This window comes from Streptomyces sp. NPDC111744 (assembly GCF_055634995.1).
In genome coordinates this window covers 433357-450554 of record NZ_JBVKCG010000006.1, presented here as the reverse complement: position 1 = coordinate 450554, position 17198 = coordinate 433357, and the positions used below count along the sequence as shown (strand labels likewise).

General features: G+C 70.4%; 15 protein-coding genes and 1 pseudogene. 4 read left to right on the top strand and 12 right to left on the bottom strand.

The features are described 5' to 3' along the window. Positions 1-41: 41 nt before the first annotated feature. Both ACZ7OO_RS17200 and ACZ7OO_RS17195 read left to right on the top strand, forming a co-directional pair. On the top strand, positions 42-1388 hold the full coding sequence (locus tag ACZ7OO_RS17200; protein ID WP_471505490.1) for an MFS transporter: 1347 nt from the start codon (positions 42-44) through the stop codon (positions 1386-1388). Positions 1389-1655: 267 nt separating this feature from the next. Next, on the top strand, positions 1656-2030 hold the full coding sequence (locus ACZ7OO_RS17195) for an RNA polymerase-binding protein RbpA (RefSeq protein WP_010046329.1): 375 nt from the start codon (positions 1656-1658) through the stop codon (positions 2028-2030). 114 nt (positions 2031-2144) lie between these two features. On the opposite strand, the gene fxsA is transcribed toward ACZ7OO_RS17195, so the two are convergent. The 4 genes from fxsA to ACZ7OO_RS17175 all read right to left on the bottom strand — a co-directional run bounded on the left by fxsA (position 2145) and on the right by ACZ7OO_RS17175 (position 6342). Further along, positions 2145-2708 carry an FxsA family membrane protein gene (fxsA, locus tag ACZ7OO_RS17190; protein WP_471505488.1) on the bottom strand — a complete coding sequence of 188 codons (564 nt, stop codon included), beginning with the start codon at positions 2706-2708 and terminating at the stop codon, positions 2145-2147. 114 nt (positions 2709-2822) lie between these two features. Then, on the bottom strand, positions 2823-3617 hold the full coding sequence (locus ACZ7OO_RS17185) for a polyprenol monophosphomannose synthase (protein ID WP_471505486.1): 795 nt from the start codon (positions 3615-3617) through the stop codon (positions 2823-2825). A 589-nt stretch (positions 3618-4206) separates the two neighbouring features. Continuing rightward, the gene (locus tag ACZ7OO_RS17180; RefSeq protein ID WP_471505485.1) at positions 4207-5814 is read right to left on the bottom strand and encodes an amidohydrolase; all 1608 of its coding nucleotides are present in this window, start codon (positions 5812-5814) and stop codon (positions 4207-4209) included. Between the two features lie 87 nt (positions 5815-5901). Next, positions 5902-6342 carry an Lrp/AsnC ligand binding domain-containing protein gene (locus ACZ7OO_RS17175; protein ID WP_132853528.1) on the bottom strand — a complete coding sequence of 147 codons (441 nt, stop codon included), beginning with the start codon at positions 6340-6342 and terminating at the stop codon, positions 5902-5904. A gap of 267 nt (positions 6343-6609) precedes the next feature. On the opposite strand from ACZ7OO_RS17175, the gene ACZ7OO_RS17170 reads away from it, so the two are divergent. After that, positions 6610-7068, top strand: coding sequence for a hypothetical protein (locus ACZ7OO_RS17170; protein WP_471505483.1), 459 nt, complete (start codon positions 6610-6612; stop codon positions 7066-7068). 1 nt (position 7069) lies between these two features. On the opposite strand, the gene ACZ7OO_RS17165 is transcribed toward ACZ7OO_RS17170, so the two are convergent. From ACZ7OO_RS17165 to ACZ7OO_RS17155, 3 genes and pseudogenes are all read right to left on the bottom strand, one after another. Beyond that, positions 7070-7915, bottom strand: a complete 846-nt coding sequence (locus ACZ7OO_RS17165) for a phosphotransferase family protein (RefSeq protein ID WP_471505481.1) — start codon at positions 7913-7915, stop codon at positions 7070-7072. Positions 7916-7929: 14 nt separating this feature from the next. Next, a pseudogene (locus tag ACZ7OO_RS17160) lies at positions 7930-8982 on the bottom strand (Rv3169 family protein). Between the two features lie 351 nt (positions 8983-9333). Beyond that, positions 9334-10506 (bottom strand): acyl-CoA dehydrogenase family protein, encoded by a 1173-nt coding sequence (locus ACZ7OO_RS17155; RefSeq protein WP_471505479.1) that lies wholly within the window; start codon positions 10504-10506, stop codon positions 9334-9336. Positions 10507-10836: 330 nt separating this feature from the next. On the opposite strand from ACZ7OO_RS17155, the gene ACZ7OO_RS17150 reads away from it, so the two are divergent. Continuing rightward, positions 10837-12078 carry a glycoside hydrolase family 18 protein gene (locus ACZ7OO_RS17150; RefSeq protein WP_471505478.1) on the top strand — a complete coding sequence of 414 codons (1242 nt, stop codon included), beginning with the start codon at positions 10837-10839 and terminating at the stop codon, positions 12076-12078. A 58-nt stretch (positions 12079-12136) separates the two neighbouring features. On the opposite strand, the gene ACZ7OO_RS17145 is transcribed toward ACZ7OO_RS17150, so the two are convergent. The 5 genes from ACZ7OO_RS17145 to ACZ7OO_RS17125 form a co-directional block, all read right to left on the bottom strand. Beyond that, positions 12137-12796, bottom strand: coding sequence for a TetR/AcrR family transcriptional regulator (locus ACZ7OO_RS17145; RefSeq protein WP_471505477.1), 660 nt, complete (start codon positions 12794-12796; stop codon positions 12137-12139). Between the two features lie 65 nt (positions 12797-12861). Continuing rightward, positions 12862-13002, bottom strand: a complete 141-nt coding sequence (locus ACZ7OO_RS17140; protein WP_358924556.1) for an SCO1431 family membrane protein — start codon at positions 13000-13002, stop codon at positions 12862-12864. 96 nt (positions 13003-13098) lie between these two features. Continuing rightward, a complete protein-coding gene (locus tag ACZ7OO_RS17135; RefSeq protein WP_471505475.1) occupies positions 13099-14478 on the bottom strand; it encodes a peptidase C39 family protein in 1380 nt (459 codons plus the stop codon). A 181-nt stretch (positions 14479-14659) separates the two neighbouring features. Further along, positions 14660-16114, bottom strand: coding sequence for an amino acid permease (locus ACZ7OO_RS17130; protein WP_471505567.1), 1455 nt, complete (start codon positions 16112-16114; stop codon positions 14660-14662). A 71-nt stretch (positions 16115-16185) separates the two neighbouring features. Continuing rightward, on the bottom strand, positions 16186-17136 hold the full coding sequence (locus ACZ7OO_RS17125; protein WP_471505474.1) for a hypothetical protein: 951 nt from the start codon (positions 17134-17136) through the stop codon (positions 16186-16188). Between the last annotated feature and the right edge of the window lie 62 nt (positions 17137-17198).

Here is a 17198-nt window from a genome sequence, read left to right as displayed (position 1 = left end):
GACAGCACCGCCTCGGGAAAGCGGGAAGGGCAAGGGCACGGGTGGGCACCGAAACCGTGCGGACGGGGGCCTCGGACGAGGTCACCGAGCTGCGCCGCGAACAGCGCGGCTGGTACTTCTACGACTGGGCGTGCTCGGTCTACTCGACGAGTGTCCTCACCGTGTTCCTCGGCCCTTACCTCACCTCGGTGGCCGACAACGCGGCCGACGCCGACGGCTATGTGCATCCGCTCGGCATCCCGGTCCGGGCGGGCTCCTTCTTCGCCTACTCGGTCTCCCTGTCGGTGATCCTGGCGGTCGTGCTGATGCCCCTGGTGGGCAGCTTGGCCGACCGCACCGGCCGCAAGAAGCAGCTGCTCGGCGCGGCCGCGTACACCGGGGCCGTGGCGACCACGGGCATGTTCTTCCTCGACGGCGACCGCTATCTGCTCGGCGGGGTGCTGCTGATCGTGGCGAACGCCGCCCAGTCCGTCGCCCTGATGCTGTACAACTCCTACCTCCCGCAGATCGCGCCGCCCGAGGAACGCGACACGATCTCCTCCCGGGGCTGGGCCTTCGGCTACGCGGCCGGTTCCCTGGTGCTGATAGCCAACCTGGTCCTGTACTCCGCGCACGACTCCTTCGGCCTGTCCGAGACGGAGGCGGTCCGCATCTGCCTGGCCGCGGCGGGTCTTTGGTGGGGCGCCTTCACCCTCGTACCGCTACGACGGCTGCGCGACCGGGCCGGCAGGGCCACCGAGGCGACGGTGCCCGGGCTGCGTCAACTCACGGCGACCGTCCAGGACATGCGCCGTCATCCGTTGACGCTGTCCTTCCTGCTGGCATACCTCGTCTACAACGACGGCATCCAGACCGTGATCTCCCAGGCGTCCGTCTACGGCTCCGAGGAGCTCGGGCTCGGTCAGTCGACGCTCATCGGGGCCGTCCTGCTGGTGCAGGTGCTGGCGGTGGCCGGCGCGCTGACGATGGGGCGGCTGGCGAGGACGTACGGGGCGAAGCGCACGATCCTCGGGTCGCTGGTGGCGTGGACGGTGACCCTGGCGGCCGGGTACTTCCTGCCGGCGAAGGCACCGGTGTGGTTCTTCGTCCTCGCGGCGGGTATCGGTCTCGTCCTGGGCGGCAGCCAGGCGCTGTCCCGCTCCCTGTTCTCGCATCTCGTACCGCCCGGGAAAGAAGCCGAGTACTTCGCGGCGTACGAGATGAGCGATCGGGGGATGAGCTGGCTGGGACCTCTGTTGTTCGGGATCACCTTCCAGCTGTCCGGAAGCTACCGCTCGGCGATCATCTCGCTGGTGGCCTTCTTCGTCATCGGGTTCGCGCTGCTCGCGCGGGTTCCGGTGCGGCAGGCGATCGGCGAGGCCGGCAACCCGGTTCCACAGAAGATCTAGCGGGAGATTTAGCGTTCAACGCCAAAGGGCGGTAGTGTACGCGTTTGGCCTGCCAGGCGTACCGTTACTGCGCGCCAAAGATGCAGAAACGCTGGGTGACATCTGCTAGCAGATGTGACAAACCGGGCGCCGGTGGGTACAACAAGGGGCGGCTACGACGGCGACGCATGACCCTGAACGGGAATCTTTACCGCCGACCGGACGTTGACCGGATGACGACGACAGCGACACCTGTCCTGTGGGCGACAAGCCCGGGAGGCACGATTCATGAGTGAGCGAGCTCTTCGCGGTACGCGCCTCGTAGTGACCAGCTACGAGACGGACCGCGGTATCGACCTGGCCCCGCGCCAGGCCGTGGAGTACGCATGCGAGAAGGGTCATCGCTTCGAGATGCCCTTCTCGGTCGAGGCGGAGATCCCGCCGGAGTGGGAGTGCAAGGTCTGCGGGGCCCAGGCACTCCTCGTGGACGGCGACGGCCCTGAAGAGAAGAAGGCCAAGCCCGCGCGTACCCACTGGGACATGCTGATGGAGCGACGTACCCGTGAGGAACTCGAAGAGGTCCTCGAGGAGCGTCTGGCGGTTCTGCGCTCCGGCGCGATGAACATCGCGATTCATCCCCGGGACAGCCGTAAGTCCGCATAGTTCCGTGTAACGGGAAGCCGACACAACCAGTCGAGGGCGCCGTACGTTCCGTGAACGTACGGCGCCCTCGTTCTGTCTGCGGGCGTCCCGGGTCGACCGGCTCCGGGGCTGCCGTCAGCGGGTCAGCGGCGGCCGCTCCCCCGTCGGCTCGTCGCCGGACCGGGGGCCGTCGTCGCGGATCACCTCGCCCTGGACCACCTTGCCGTCCGGGCGGTGGATGCGGGCACGCTGGAAGGCGTCGCCCAGGGTGCCAGGGGCGGACGCGCGGAGTTTGCGGTCAAGGGTGCGTTCCGTGAGGCGGGAGACCGCCTTCTGGACCGGGGGCAGCAGGAGCAGCAGGCCGAGGGCGTCGGAGACCAGGCCGGGGATCATGAGGAGCAGGCCGCCCAGCATCATCAGGCCGTTGCCACCGCCGCGCTCCGGGGAGCCGCCGCGCTGGATGGCCTCGTTGAGGCTCTGGAAGGCACGACGGCCGGCCCGCTTGATCACCACGGCCCCCGCGACGAAGCCCGCCACCAGCAGCAGGAACACGGTCATACCGCCCGCCGCGCCCGCGACCACCGTCAGCAGCCAGATCTCCAGCACCAGCCATGCGGCCACGCCCAGCGGCAGATATCTGCCGAGCCGGGAACGCCGGGGGCGGGTGGTGTGCGGAGGGGTCTGCGCGCCAGTCGTCATGCTCCCAGTGTGCCTGGGCCCGGCTCAGCGCGGGATAAGGGGGTGATCAACCGGAACTGTGAGGTTTCCGGGCCCCCGCCGGGACGGCTGTACTCGTCAGGACGGTGGTGCCCGCTAGGACGGCTTGCCCTTGCCGGTCACCTTGGCCAGCCGGTCGGTGACGCCCCAGGAGGTGACCCGCCACAGCGCCTCGACAAGGATGTCGCGGCTCATCTTGGAGTCGCCGAACTCCCGCTCGACGAAGGTGATGGGCACCTCGACGACATGGAAGCCGGCCTTGATGGCGCGGCGGGCCAGGTCGACCTGGAAGCAGTAGCCCTGCGAGGCGACCTCGTCGAGGCCCAGGCCCTCCAGGGTCTCGCGGCGGAAAGCGCGGTAGCCGCCGGTGATGTCGCGGATGGGGAGGTCGAGGGCGATGCGGGAGTAGAGGCTGCCGCCGCGGGAGATGAACTCGCGGGACTTGGGCCAGTTCACCACCCGGCCGCCGGGCACCCAGCGGGAGCCGAGCACCAGGTCGGCGCCATTCAGCGCGGTGAGCAGGCGGGGCAGCTCCTCCGGTTGGTGGGAGCCGTCGGCGTCCATCTCGACGAGCACGCCGTAGCCCTTGTCCATGCCCCACCGGAAGCCCGCGAGGTAGGCGGCGCCCAGACCCTCCTTGCCCTTGCGGTGCAGCACCTGGACGTGGTCGTCCTCGGCGGCCAGTTCGTCGGCGAGCTTGCCCGTGCCGTCGGGGCTGTTGTCGTCCGCCACCAGAACGTGGGCCTCGGGGACAGCGTCGCGCACCCGGCCGACGATGGACTTGATGTTCTCCGCCTCGTTGTACGTGGGGATGATCACCAAGGCCGTGCCGAGCGGGCCGAACCGCCTCTCCTGGGCCTGTGCCGCGAGGGTCCCGTCGCCGTCGTTCACTACTGCCCCTTCATGTCGTACGCAGGGGACCACCATAGTGGCCACGGCCTGCACTGACGTGACAGTGCGTTCGGATGGTGGTGTCGATTCCGCAAGAACGGGGTAAGGATGCCCGTTTCGGGTGACGTTCATCCGCGATTTCGGCATCGCGTTCGACTACGGATGGGGGCCCGGCGCCCTTCGGGCCGACCTCGGACCCGCTGGCTGCGGGTCGACCGAAAGGCCGTTGTCTACTGAGCGCCCGGGCCCCACCCGGGTCACACCTCCCGACCGGCCGGAACGTTCCCTCGTCGGCGCGGGCGCTGAGCCTGGCTCCCAGTGACGGTGCCCCGGTGCGGGGCGCCGTCCCTGACCCAGCGGCGCTGCGACGAGTGCGCGAACTGCTCCCCGGTCGGGCGTCCGGTGGTGGACTCGGCCGAACCTACCGGCCCGCTGCCGCTGGCTGTCAACAGCCGTTTGACCTGCATAAACGGCATCAAACCCCTGGTCAGCGCAGAGGATGCGCAGGTCGCGCGACGGGGCCGCGGCCGTCGATCACGACCGCGCCACCCCCGGAGATCACTCGCCCGGCCGTACGAATGCGGCCTGGTCACTCGCCCGGTCGTACGAACACGGTCCGGCCGCCCACCACGGTGCGCAGACAGACCGGCAGCTCGCGGCCGGGGGTCAGATCGGGCAGGCCGGGGGTGCCGGAGCGCGGGTCGGTGGACCAGCGGGCGACCCGGTCGTCCGGCGCCTGCACCACCAGTTCCCCGGTGCGCCAGACCGCGTAGTCGGCGGGCGCGCCCGGCACCAGGACGCCCGCGTCGTCCCGGCCGACCGCCCGCCAGCCGCCCCGCGTGTGCGCGGTGAACGCGGCGCGTACGGAGACCCGGTGCTCGGGCGTGTGATGGAAGGCCGCGGCGCGGACGGTCCCCCAGGGGTCGAGCGGGGTGACCGGGCTGTCGGAGCCGAAGGCGAGCGGCACCCCGGCCTTGAGGAGGGCCGCGTAGGGGTTGAGGGTGCGGGCCCGCTCGGCGCCGAGCCGCTGGGCGTACATGCCGTCCTCGCCGCCCCACAGCGCGTCGAAGGCGGGCTGCACGGAAGCGATCAGACCGAACTCGGCGAAGGCGGCGATGTGCTCGGGCGTGAGCATCTCGGCGTGCTCGACGCGGTGCCGGGCGGCCCGGACACGGGCCGGGCCGACCTTCTCGGCGGCGGCGCGTACGCCCTCCACGACGGCGCTCACGGCGGCGTCACCGATGGCGTGGAAGCCCGCCTGGAGGCCGGCCTCGGTGCAGGCGGTGACGTGGGCGGCGACGGCGGCCGCGTCCAGATAGGCGGAACCGGTGGTGTGGCCCGCGTCGGCGTAGGGCTCGTGCAGACAGGCGGTGTGCGAGCCGAGGGCTCCGTCGACGAAGAGGTCACCGGCGGCGCCGAGCGCGCCCAGCTCCCGCGCCTTGTCGGCGTCCTCCTCCGCCCAGTAGCCGACGACCCGGGGGCCGGCTGCCTCCGCGGCGAGCCGCAGCAGGCCGGTGAAGTCGTCCTCGGAGGAGATCTTCGGGCCGCCGCACTCATGGACGGTGCCGATACCGAGGGAGGCCGCGTGTGCGAGGGCGGTGCGCTGGGCCTCGGCGCGCTGCGCGGGCGTCACGGCCGCGAACGCGGCGGCGCGTACGGCGTGGTGGGCGTCGCCGGTGAGCGGGGCGTCCTCCCGGGGCACCGCGCCGGCGGCCAGGTCCAGCAGGGCCGTACTGACGACCGCCGAGTGCACGTCGATCCGGGAGAGATAGAGCGGGCGTCCCCCGGTGGCCGCGTCCAGCTCGGCGCGGGCCGGGGGGCGGCCGTCGGACCAGCGGGAGGCGTCCCAGCCGTGTCCGAGCAGCACCCGGTCGTCCGGGCGGCCGGCGGCGAAGTCACGTACCAGCGCGAGGGCCGCGTCCCGGGAGCCGGCCCCGGACAGGTCGAGGCCGGTCAGGGCGAGACCCGTCGAGGTGGTGTGGACGTGGGCGTCGGTGAAGGCGGGGGTGACCAGGGCACCGTCCAGGTCGACGACCTCGTCGACCCCGTCCGCGAAGGCGTCGGCGGCACCCTCGGAACCGACCCATGCGACCTGCCCCCGCTCCACGACCATCGCGGTCGCGAACGGATCGGCGGGACTGTGCACCTCACCGCGGCGCAGGAGGACGGTCTTCGGCTGGTCGGTGCGATCACTCATAGCCGACAGTCTGTCGTGCCGCGACGCCGGAGCCGCACCTGGGGCGTCTTTGCGCGGCCCCCGGCGCGGTCGGCACAGCGGTGGCACTCAGATCTTCGGCGGCCGTGCCTCGTACGGCGTCGACAGCACCACCGTCGTTCGCGTCGACACCCCCGCCAGGCTGCGCACCCTGGCCAGCAGCTCCTCCAGTTCGTGCGGGGTCGCCACCCGCACCTTGAGGATGTAGTTCTCGTCGCCGGCCACGCTGTGGCACGCCTCGATCTCGGGGACGCCGGCCAGGCGGTCCGCGATGTCGTCGGGGGCGCTGGGGTCGAACGGTTTCACCGAGATGAACGCCGTCATGGGCAGCCCGACGGCCTCCGGGTCGACGACCGCGGCATAGCCGCGGATGACGCCGCGCTGTTCCAGCCGGCGCACCCGCTGGTGCACGGCCGACGTGGAAAGGCCCGTGGCCTTGCCCAGGTCGGTGTAGCTCATCCGCCCGTCCTTGACGAGCAGCTGCACGATTTGACGGTCCAGCTCCTCCATGGCGCAAAAACTACAGTGCACCTGATCTCCTGGGATACCTCAGCGACGCAGGTCATGGCCGGTTCGTGATGTCACGGAGGGCTGATGGTGAGCCGGCGGAGGGACAAAAACACCGCACCGGGCACCTGCGGGCGGCATGTGACGAACGCCACAGCCCCCGAACGGGCTCCGTGATGGTCTCGTGATTACCGCCGAGACCGGACGGGAAGTGCTTGCTGTGGTCGAGGCCGCAGTGCCTTCACGGCCCAGCCCGAGGGGGAGTTACCCATGCAGAGTCTTAAGCGCCCTGGTCGTACCACGTCCAAGCGCCCTCAGTTGGTTGTCGAGCCCGAGTCGGAGGGCGTCGAACCCGACCTCTACGAGGCCGAGGAACCGGACGCGTACGACACCTTCGAGATGTACCGGGTGGTCTGCCCGGACTGCGCGCAGCCCATCGCCTTGCTGGCGGACGAGGAGTTCCTCCCGGAGCACGCGCTGTGCGCCTCGCCGTGGAACCCGTTCGGCCTGACGGTCTGTGCCGGTACGGGCCGCGCGGCGGCCGAGGCCGCGTCCGCGGACGAGTCGGTGGAGCCGCAGGAGCAGGACACCGCCCTCCTGCTCACCCTCCCGCAGGGTCTGAACTGGCGGACGCAGCCCTTCTCGCACGTCGGCGGCCCGGGCTCGCGCCCGATGCGCGTACCGGCGATGCGCATCGGCGGGAGCACCGCCGGCCGTCAGGCTGCCTGAGTCACCGCACCGCATCCCAGTAGCTGCCCTGCACCATGGCGCGCAGACTGCCGTGGTGCAGGATCAGCGTGTCCGGATCCTCCGGCACGGCGACCTCACCGGAGTACACCTGCCTATAGGCGATGCGCAGCATGACGATCGCGTGCCGCAGGGCGGCGTACAGGGTGTGGAAGTCCATGTCCCGCGGGGTGTGCCCGGTCAGCCGTGCGTAGCGGGCCTCGACGCGGTCGCGGCGCAGGAACCCGGGCAGTCCCGGCTGTCCGGAGGCGGCCGTGAGGTCCTGGAAGAAGCGGTGCAGATAGACGGTCCAGCCGAGGTCCACCTCGCGCGGCGCCGGTGCCGCCATCTCCCAGTCGAGGACGGCTACCGGGTCGAAGCCGTCGTAGACGACGTTCCCTATGCGTGCGTCGCTCGCCGAGTGCAGCCAGTTCCCCTCGTACGTATAGGGCATGACGTCGGGTGGGACGCGGCCGTCGACCCGTTCCATGACGAAGAAGGGCGCGCCGAGCGGTCCGGGGTCCTCCTCCAGCCAGAGGACGCGGGGCACCGGCACATCCGTGTGCTCGGCGACCAGCCGCATGGTGCGGTACTGGCGGGCGAGGTCGTACGACGGGAAGACCGTGTACGCCGACGGGTCCGCGGCCAGTCTCAACACGCAGGCACGCAGCGGAGGGTGGGGGTGCTCTATCTCGAACAGCAGGGTCTCGCTGGACATGCCGTTGGAGGCGGGGACCGTGACGCCGACGGCCTTGGCGCCGGGGAGCCGGGCGTCCAGCCAGGCGGTCAGCCGGCGGGTGAGGTCCTCCGGGTCGCGCGTCGTGGTGCGCGGACGCGGTGTCGTCGTCATCCCGGCCTCCTCCTTCAGGGCGCCACCGAGTCGAAGCCGGTGAAGCCGCTCGGATCGTGCCTGCCGAACGAGCCGTGCTCGAAGATGCCGTGGCCGACCCGGCCGTCCAGGCGGAAGCGGGCGGACTGGTCGGTGACGCCGTAGGCCGCGCGGGGGTGCGGCGCGGTCATGTCGTAGGTACGGCGGTCCACCCAGGCGTGGCCCTGCCAGGTGCCGTGCTGCCAGTCGTCCGCCGGTGGGTAGCCGGCACCGATCGCGAGCGGCGAGGAGGCGAGGATCTCCACCTCGAGCTCCTGGGGCTTGCGCGGGTCGCCGAGGTGGACGACGGCACGCTCGGGGTGGCGGGAGCCGGAGCGGTAGGTGATCTCGGTCTGCGGCCAGCCGGATTGGCGGTCGCGCCGGCCGGGGCGGACCAGGGTGGCGTCGTTCAGGGTGCGGTAGCCGTCGGCGTCCTCCTGGGTGATGACCATCAGGAAGCGGTCCTCGAAGCGGACCGGGCACCAGACCCAGTGGAAGCCCTCGGTCGGGTTCTCCTGGGCGAGCCGACCGCCCTCCTCGCCCGGTATCGGGCGCACGCCCCAGCTGCGCTCCCGGGTGCCGGTCCAGCCGGCGGGGTCGACGCGGAACTCCTCGCCGCCGGCCCGGATCACCCCGGACACTCCCCCGGCCTGCACGAACCTGCGACCCTAGAGAGCCGGGAAGTCGGCGGTCCAGGTGAGGTCGTACGAAACCAAGTCCTCGCAGGTCAGGCGGAAGCGCCGGAGGGGCTCCTCGACCTCGACGCGCAGCGGGCCGACCGCCGGCCGCATCCGGTCGTCACCGAGGGCGTCCGAGGCGCGTACCGCGTGCAGATTGTCCCCGGTGCGCAGGGTGGCGTAGGCGTCGATCACCCCGAGGTTCGGGTAGACGCCGAGGCCGAGGATGAGCAGGGCGCGGCCGCTGTGGTCGAAGACGTGGAAGATGCAGCGGTCGTAGGCGTTCCGGTCCCCGGTGGCGACATGCTTCATGGACAGCGGCACCTGGTGCACGGGGTACTCGTCGAGCGGTACGGGACGGTCGTCGGCCATGGCGGGCCTCCCCGGAGGCTGGAGACGGTCCGGCTGACGGTACGTCAGAAAACGGGGACAAGCCAGATGCGGAACGGGACGCCCACGAACTCACGCACGATTCAGGGGATCGGTGACCAGGGCGGCCGCCCCCGCGTTGGCCAGGCATGACGACCACCTACTCCGTGCTCGGCCGTCAGCGCCGGATCTTTGTGCCCCCGCCCGCGGAATCGGTTCCGCCTCCCGTGCCGCAGGATCCGCCCATCTACCGCGACCTGCTGCGGATCTGGGCCGACCGGGGCCGCACCCTGCCGGGCCGCCATGACCCGGAGTGGGTCAGGCTGGCGGCTCCGACGGTCACACGCGGGCAGTTCAGCGACTTTCCGGCCCCGCCACATGACGGGCGATGACCATCCGCTGGATCTGGTTGGTGCCCTCGACGATCTGCAGGACCTTGGCCTCGCGCATATAGCGCTCGACCGGGAAGTCGGCGGTGTAGCCGTAGCCGCCGAGTATCTGGACGGCGTCGGTGGTCACCTTCATCGCGGTGTCGGTGCAGTGCAGCTTGGCCATGGCGGCCTGCTTCGCGAACGGCCGGTGCGCGTCGCGCAGCCGGGCCGCCGCGAGGTAGAGGGCCCGGCCGGCCTCGATCTGGGTGGCCATGTCGGCGATCATGAAGCGCAGGCCCTGGAAGTCTGCGATGGGGTGGCCGAACTGCCGCCGGCCGGAGGCATAGGCGACGGCCTCGTCCAGGGCCGCCTGGGCCAGGCCGATCGCGCAGGCCGCGATGCCGAGCCGGCCGGAGTCCAGTGCGGACAGCGCGATGGCGAAGCCCTGGCCCTCCTCGCCGAGCCGCCGCTCGTCGGGGACCCGGACGTCGTCGAGGTGGACCTGGGCGGTGGGCGACCCCTTCATGCCCATCTTCCTCTCGGGAACCGCGCCGCTCAGCCCCTCGGCGTCACCGGGGACCAGGAAGGCGGTGATCCCGTGCGAGCCCTCCTCCCCGGTGCGCGCCATGACCGTGTAGAAGTCGGCGATGCCACCGTGGGTGATCCAGGCCTTGGTGCCGTTGATCACCCAGTCGCCGCCGTCCCTGACCGCCTTCGTGCGCAGGGAGGCCGCGTCGGAGCCGGAGGCCGGCTCGGACAGGCAGTAGGCGCCGAGCAGGCCGCCGCCGAGTATCCCGGGCAGGTGCTCGACCTGCTGCTGCTTGGTGCCGTAGGCGGCGAGCGCGTAGCTCGCGAGGGTGTGCACGCTGACCCCGAGGCCGACGGTGAGGCGGGCCGTGGCCAGCTCCTCCAGGACCTGGAGGTAGACCTCGTAGGGCTGGTCACCGCCGCCGTACTCCGAGTCGTACGGCAGACCGAGCAGGCCTGACTCGGAGAGCAGGGTGAAGACGTCGCGCGGGAAGCGTCCGGTGTCCTCCTCCTCGGCCGCCCTGGGCGCGATCTCGCGCTGGGCGATCTCCCGGACGAGCGAGAGCAGGTCCCTCGCCTCTTCCGTGGGCAGCTGACGCTCCACCGGCTGCGGGTCGCGGTCGGACATGGCGTCGGTCTCCTCCCTGTCGGGCACCGGCGGTCACCGCCCGTCGGGTAGGGGCGGCTCCGCCTGTCGTTCGAGTGCGGCCGAGGTGGGCGTTCCGGGTCACGGAACCTGCTGACCAGCGGCTGCGCAGTGAGTATGCCCGATCGGGGACCTTCCGTCACCAGTTAACGACCGCTTACTTCTCGAATTCCAGGACAACATTCATCCGCCCCGAAATTGGTCCGAACCATTGACCCGACTGGTCTAGTCCTCCTAGGGTTCATGACCAACGCTTTACCGCGTTCATGCCAATCGGCGCGCGTTCCCCTCTCCCCCAGGAGGAGACACCCGATGCACATCCCTCACCGCTCCCGGTTCCGGGCGCTGCTCTCCGCGGTCTGTTGTGCCGTCCTCGGCGCCGGGCTGCTGGCCGGCGCCGGCACGGCGTCCGCAGCGGCCCCGTCCGCCCCGTCGGCTCCCCAGGTGAAAGCCGGCTCGAAGGTCGTCGGCTACTTCACGGAATGGGGCGTCTACGACCGCAAGTACCTGGTCAAGAACGTCGAGACCTCCGGCTCGGCCGCGAAGCTCACCCACATCAACTACGCCTTCGGCAATGTCACCGGCGGCAAGTGCGCGATGGGTGACTCGTACGCGGCGACCGACCGCGCCTACACCGCCGCCGAGTCGGTGGACGGGGTCGCGGACACCTGGGACCAGCCACTGCGCGGCAACTTCAACCAGCTGCTGAAACTGAAGAAGAAGCACCCGAACCTCAGGATCCTCTGGTCCTTCGGCGGCTGGACCTGGTCGAGCGGCTTCGGCGAGGCCGCCAGGAACCCGGCCGCCTTCGCCCAGTCCTGCTACGACCTGGTGAAGAACTCCAAGTGGGCGGGTGTCTTCGACGGCATCGACATCGACTGGGAGTACCCGAACGCCTGCGGCAACACCTGTGACACCAGCGGCCGGGAGGCCTTCAAGAACCTGATGGCGGCGCTGCGTTCGAAGTTCGGCAGCAGTGCGCTGGTCACGGCCGCGATCACCGCCGACGCGACCAGCGGCGGCAAGATCGACGCGGCCGACTACGCGGGCGCCGCGCAGTACGTCGACTGGTACAACCCGATGACGTACGACTACTTCGGCGCCTGGGACGCGACCGGGCCGACGGCCCCGCACTCGCCACTGAACTCCTACTCGGGCATCCCCAAGGCGAGCTTCTACACCTCGGCGACCATCGCCAAGCTGAGGGGCCTCGGCATCCCGGCGTCCAAACTGCTGCTCGGCATCGGCTTCTACGGCCGCGGCTGGACCGGAGTGACCCAGGCGGCCCCCGGCGGCACGGCGACCGGCCCGGCGGCAGGGACGTACGAGCAGGGCATCGAGGACTACAAGGTGCTCAGGACCAAGTGCCCGGCGACCGGCACGGTGGGCGGTACGGCATACGCCAAGTGCGGCAGCGACTGGTGGAGCTACGACACCCCGGCGACCATCGCGACCAAGATGACGTACAAGAACCAGCAGGGACTGGGCGGCACCTTCGTCTGGGAGCTGAGCGGCGACACCGCCAACGGTGAGCTGGTCAAGGCCGTCAACTGACCCCCGTCACGGGGGGCTTGGGGCGGGGGTTCCACGAGACCTCCGCCCCTTGCACGTGTCAGGTGTCCCTGCGGGCCGGGGCCGGGGCGCGGTAGGCGGGGTCCAGTTCCTCGATGGCGCGCATGGTGCCGCCGAGCGTCTTGACCAGCAGCTCGCGCATGGTCTCCCGGGAGAGTTCGGAGTGGGCGATCCAGTCGAGAGTGGCGCCCTCCACGCTGCACAGCCAGGAGAGCAGACCCATCCTGGCGAGCGGGGCGATGTCGGTGCGGCCGTAGGCGCCTTCGGCGATGGTCGCGACCATCGCCTCGCGCACCCCGTCCCGGATGGCGTGCACCTCGGTGTCGAAGCCGACGCCCCCGCTGACGATCGTGCGGTACGCGGCCTGGTGGTACTCGGCGTAGCGCAGGTAGCTGTCGATCGTGCGGTGGACGCGGTCCACCTGGGGCAGTTCCAGGCCGCTCGCGGCATAGGTGACCAGGTCGGCGACGGAGTCCTGGATGATCGCCAGGTAGTAGCCGCGCTTGGACTGGAAATAGTAGTAGATCAGCCCTTTGGCGACATGCGCCTGCCTGGCGATGTCGTCCATGGAGAGCGCGTCGTACGAGGTGTCGGCAAACAACTTCCGCCCGATTGCGATGAGTTCGGCGCGACGGGCCACGGAGCGCTCGGTGCCGCGCGCCCGGGGACGGGCGGCGGCACGCTGTTGACTAATATTCAATTCAGACCCTGGTCTCAGCGGGCTGCGGGACATCCGCAGTATGCCAGGTCGGATAGTGGGTCAGGTCACAGCAGCCCGAGTTGGGTCACCAGCATGGCGATGACCACGACAAGGGTCCAGCCCATGATGTGTTCCAGGGCCTTCGGGCCGTCGTCCTTGGGACCGCCGGTGCGGGCGCGGGCGGCGGTGGCGGAGTGCGTGGTCATGTCGTCCACCATGCCACCGGTTGCGGCTTTTGCGGCGGAGAGCTTGGTCACAGGAGAGCGGCCCCCGGTCCGTACGGGGGCCGCCGTCGTGCCTGGTCAGCGCACCCCCACCGCCGCGAGCGCCTTGAGCTGGCTCGGGGTCGGGCAGGCTGGGAAGTAGAGGTAGCAGACGCCTCCGGTGCCGGAGGCGACCTTGCCGCCGGCGTTGTAGCGCTTGGTGCGCAGCCAGATGTTCTCGAACTCCCGCCGCAGATAGATCCGCCGGACCGCGTCGTCGCCGGGCGAGGCGGGGTCGTTGGCGATCACGTCGCCGTCCGCGGTGAAGCCGATGACGGTCATCAGGTGCCCGGAGGTGCCGTAACCGGCGCCCGTCAGCTCGCTCTCCAGGAACGACTGGGACGTTATGGCCGGGATGCCGGCCGCGATCAGCGTCTCCAGGTCGGTGAGCGAGCCGAGTCGCGTTACCACGCCCTGGAGGTCCTTGTAGGTGGACGCGTAGGCGGCGTTGAACGGCCAGTTGCCGCAGCCCGCGTACTGGTAGTCGTAGGTGTGGCGGGCCGCGTGGCAGACCTGGGGGTCGGCGTACGACGGGTCGACCCAGGCCAGTTGCGCGGGGGCGAGCCGGCCGCCCCAGTACTCGACGATCATCTGCGAGGAGGTCGGGCTGCACCAGGCCTCGCCGCCGTTGTCGTACTCCGGGTACTGGCCCTTGTGGATCTCCTGGGAGTAGCGCGGGACCTTCAGTTCCTGGGCCAGGCCCGGGGTGGAGGCGGGGACGGTGAAGCGGTCCGGGATGTCCGAGCCCATGGCGCCGAGCCGCCAGACGGTCGGGGTGAGCTTGGTGCCGGGCTTGCGGTAGAGGGTCAGGCGCAGCTGGTACGAGGTGAGCCGCAGGCCGGTGGTGGCGTCGTCGATGGCGAAGGTGTCCGTCCAGATGGTGCTCCTGCCGTCCGTCTGGCCGTCCACCGAGGTCCGCTTGATGTCCTGGTCGCCGGCCGCCCAGCGGCCCATGACGTACCAGGGGGTCGCGGTGCCGTCGGAGTAGGTGCCGTGCAGTTCGACCTGGATCCAGGTGCCCGCCGGGGTGTCCGCGTTCCAGGAGGCGATGGTCTCGGTGGCGGGGACGGTGAGTTGGTGCACCGGGCCGGTCCAGGTGCCGTACTCCCAGGTGGCGGTGGTGCCCGTGTGGGGGTCGGTGTAGGAGGTGGTGCCGGCCGGGGTGCCGATCACCACGCCGGGGCGGGCCCCCGCGACAGCCCTGACGCCCTTGGCGGTGCCGGTCCGCCAGTTGCTGTAGGTGGTCCACGAGTGGTAGTCGACCGGACGGGTCTGGGGCCGGCCGGTGTCGTCGGTGCCGGTCTCCGGCGCCGCGGCCGCGGGGACCGCCGGGACTACTCCCTGTGCCACGGCGGCCGCCGCGACGGAGGCCGCGGCGGCCAGAACTGTTCTGCGGGACGGCTGTTCGGCTCTGCTCATGGGTGGGAGACCCCCAGGTGTGCGCGACGCTCTGGTCCGGTGCAAGACAATGCGCCAACTATGGAACAGGCGGCATGCCCCTGCCAGCACTTCCGCCCATGCCACGCCCACCAATATTGGTCTCGTCCACTGAAAGGGCCCCGGCGCCCTTGGAGCCTGGCCGGGGCCTCCTTCACCGTCGTCAGACGAGGTCCATCGCGGCGACCTCGTCGGGACGGCCGTAGCTGACCGGGCCCTGGAAGCGGCGGCGGGCGGTGGCGAACCACCAGGCCGTGGCCACGACCAGGACGGCGGCCAGGGCGATCGGGGCGTAGTTGAAGGTGTCGACGGTGATCGGCGAGGCCTGCGGCAGCATGAACAGGACACTGCTGAGCAGGATCCAGGTCACGGCCAGCCACCCGACGGGCCTGCTCCAGCGGCCCAGGTTCCACGGCCCCGGCTGGAACTCGTCGCCGAGGCGCAGCCGCAGGAACACCGGCACGGCGTAGGCGAGGAACAGCCCGACGACGTTGACGCTGACGATCGCGGTGAACGCCGTGTGCGACCACCAGCCCGGCACGACCAGGGCGAGGGAGCAGGCCCCCGCGAGCCATACGGCCTTGACGGGCGTACGGGTGCGCGGCGAGACCGAGTGCCACAGGCGGGAGCCGGGCATGGCGCCGTCCCGGGAGAAGGCGAAGATCTGCCGGGTGTTGCTGGTGAGGTTGGCGAGGCCGCAGAAGAGCATGGCGCCGATGACGACGAGCAGCATCGCCTTGGCCCATCCCATGCCGAGTCCGTCGATGAGAATCTGGACGGGCGGAGCGGAAGAGCTCGCCACTTTGTCGTAGTCACCGATGCTGTACACCAGCGCGAGCATCAGGACAAGGCCCGTGATCGCCGAATAGCCGATCGAGCGGATGATCCCCCTGGGTGCGTTCACGGTCGCCCGGACCGTTTCCTCGGACATGTGGAAGCTCCCGTCGAAGCCGGTGAAGGTCCAGCTGGTGACCAGCAGGCCGAGCATGCCGCCGTAAAGACCGTTGGTGAAGCCGGTGTTGTTCGCGAAATGCGTCACGAAGGACGCCGACTGATGGTGGTCCGGCATCACGATCAGTGCGCCCACGATCACCACGAGTCCGGTCAGCAGCCACCACACCGAAATCCGGTTCAGTACGGCGACGAGCTGCACGGTGTAGGTGTTGGCGAGCCCCTGGACCACGATGATGACGGCCGTGATCAGGACCGTCTGGTGGGCGGTCGGCGTGTACGAGGGCCACTGCAGGGCGATGAAGGCCTGGATGAAGGTGGCGGCCGCGTATCCGGTGGCCGCGGTACCGCCGATCTGGCCCACGAAGTTCAGCCAGCCCGTGTACCAGGACCACGCTCCCTTGTGCCGTTTGGCGAGTTTACCGGCGGAGAAATACAGCGCGCCGCTCGTCGGGTAGGCGGAGGCGACTTCCGCCATGGCGGCGCCGATGCACAGCACCATCACGCAGACGCCGATCCAGCCGAACACGAGAATGCGGGGGCCGCCCGCGTTCATTCCGAATCCGAAGGACGAGAAAATACCCGAGAGGATATTGATGATGGTGAAGGAGATCGCGAAATTGTCGAACGCCTGGAATCGGCGGGTGAGTTTGCGCGGATAACCCATCGCGTGCAGGGTCGCGTCGTCGTCGAGTGTGACGGGTTCTGCTGTGCGTTCTGACACTTGCCGGCCTTTCTTTATGAGGGGATGGGCAGACCGCAGGAGCGGCGGGCACGGGAGAGCTGGTCGGCGGGCTCGCCGAAGACGCTCCAGGGCATCCGCGAGGCATACCGCCCCATGACCGTGAAGACCGCACGGGCCTCGAACGTGCACTGGGCCATGGCCAGCGCATGCGCGAGGTAGGCCAGGTCGAGCACCGGGGTGAAGCGGTATCCGGCCACCGTGGGCAGCCAGTTGTGGTAGATCGACAGCGCGGTGGCGCGCCACTGGGGCTGTTCCCAGACCCGCTCGGCGAGCAGCTGAGTGGGGTTGTGGCTCTCCACCAGCGCGACCATGGGCAGCAGCCGTAGCGCCGAGTCGGCGGGGGCGCGCTGAGCGAGGAAGGCGGCGACGTCCCAGGCCGCATTGACCGAGCCGCCGTGGCGGGTGAAGAAGAAGGACAGGAAGCGGTGGTGGGCCTCGCGGTGCCAGGGGTCGAGGCCGAGGGTGTGCGCGAACAGCCGCCAGGGGCCGGGCGGCGAGGTCAGCAGGCCGCCGGGGGCGCGGTCGTGCGGGCGGTGCAGCCTGGCCATGGCGAGCTTGGCGGCCCAGGGCGTGGGGTCCGCGGGGTTCAGGGCAGTGGCCCGGTCGCAGGCAGCGAGGGCGATCCGCTCCAGCGCCTCGGCCCGCTCGTCGTGGGCGTCGGCCGCCCGGATCGCCCGCTGCACGGCCACCCGGGCCCACATCAGCGCGGACTCGGGGCTCGGCTCCTCGGCCTGCCAGCGCTCGACCAGATCGGTGCCGGCCGCCTCGGAGGCCAGGACCAGGGAGCGGTGGGCGCGCAGGGCGAAGTCGGCGCGGGTCTCGGCCAGAGCCTCGTGGGCGCTCCGATATCTCCCCGCGCGCACATCCACGCATACGCTCGCGAGCAAGCGGTCATCGGCCGCCGGGTGCCATACGTACTGCCCCTCGAATAGCTCCGCGGCCATGTTCCCCTGTCCGTCCCCGTTCGACGCGTCGCAGTCGCGCAGAAGGCACCCTACTCAGGGGC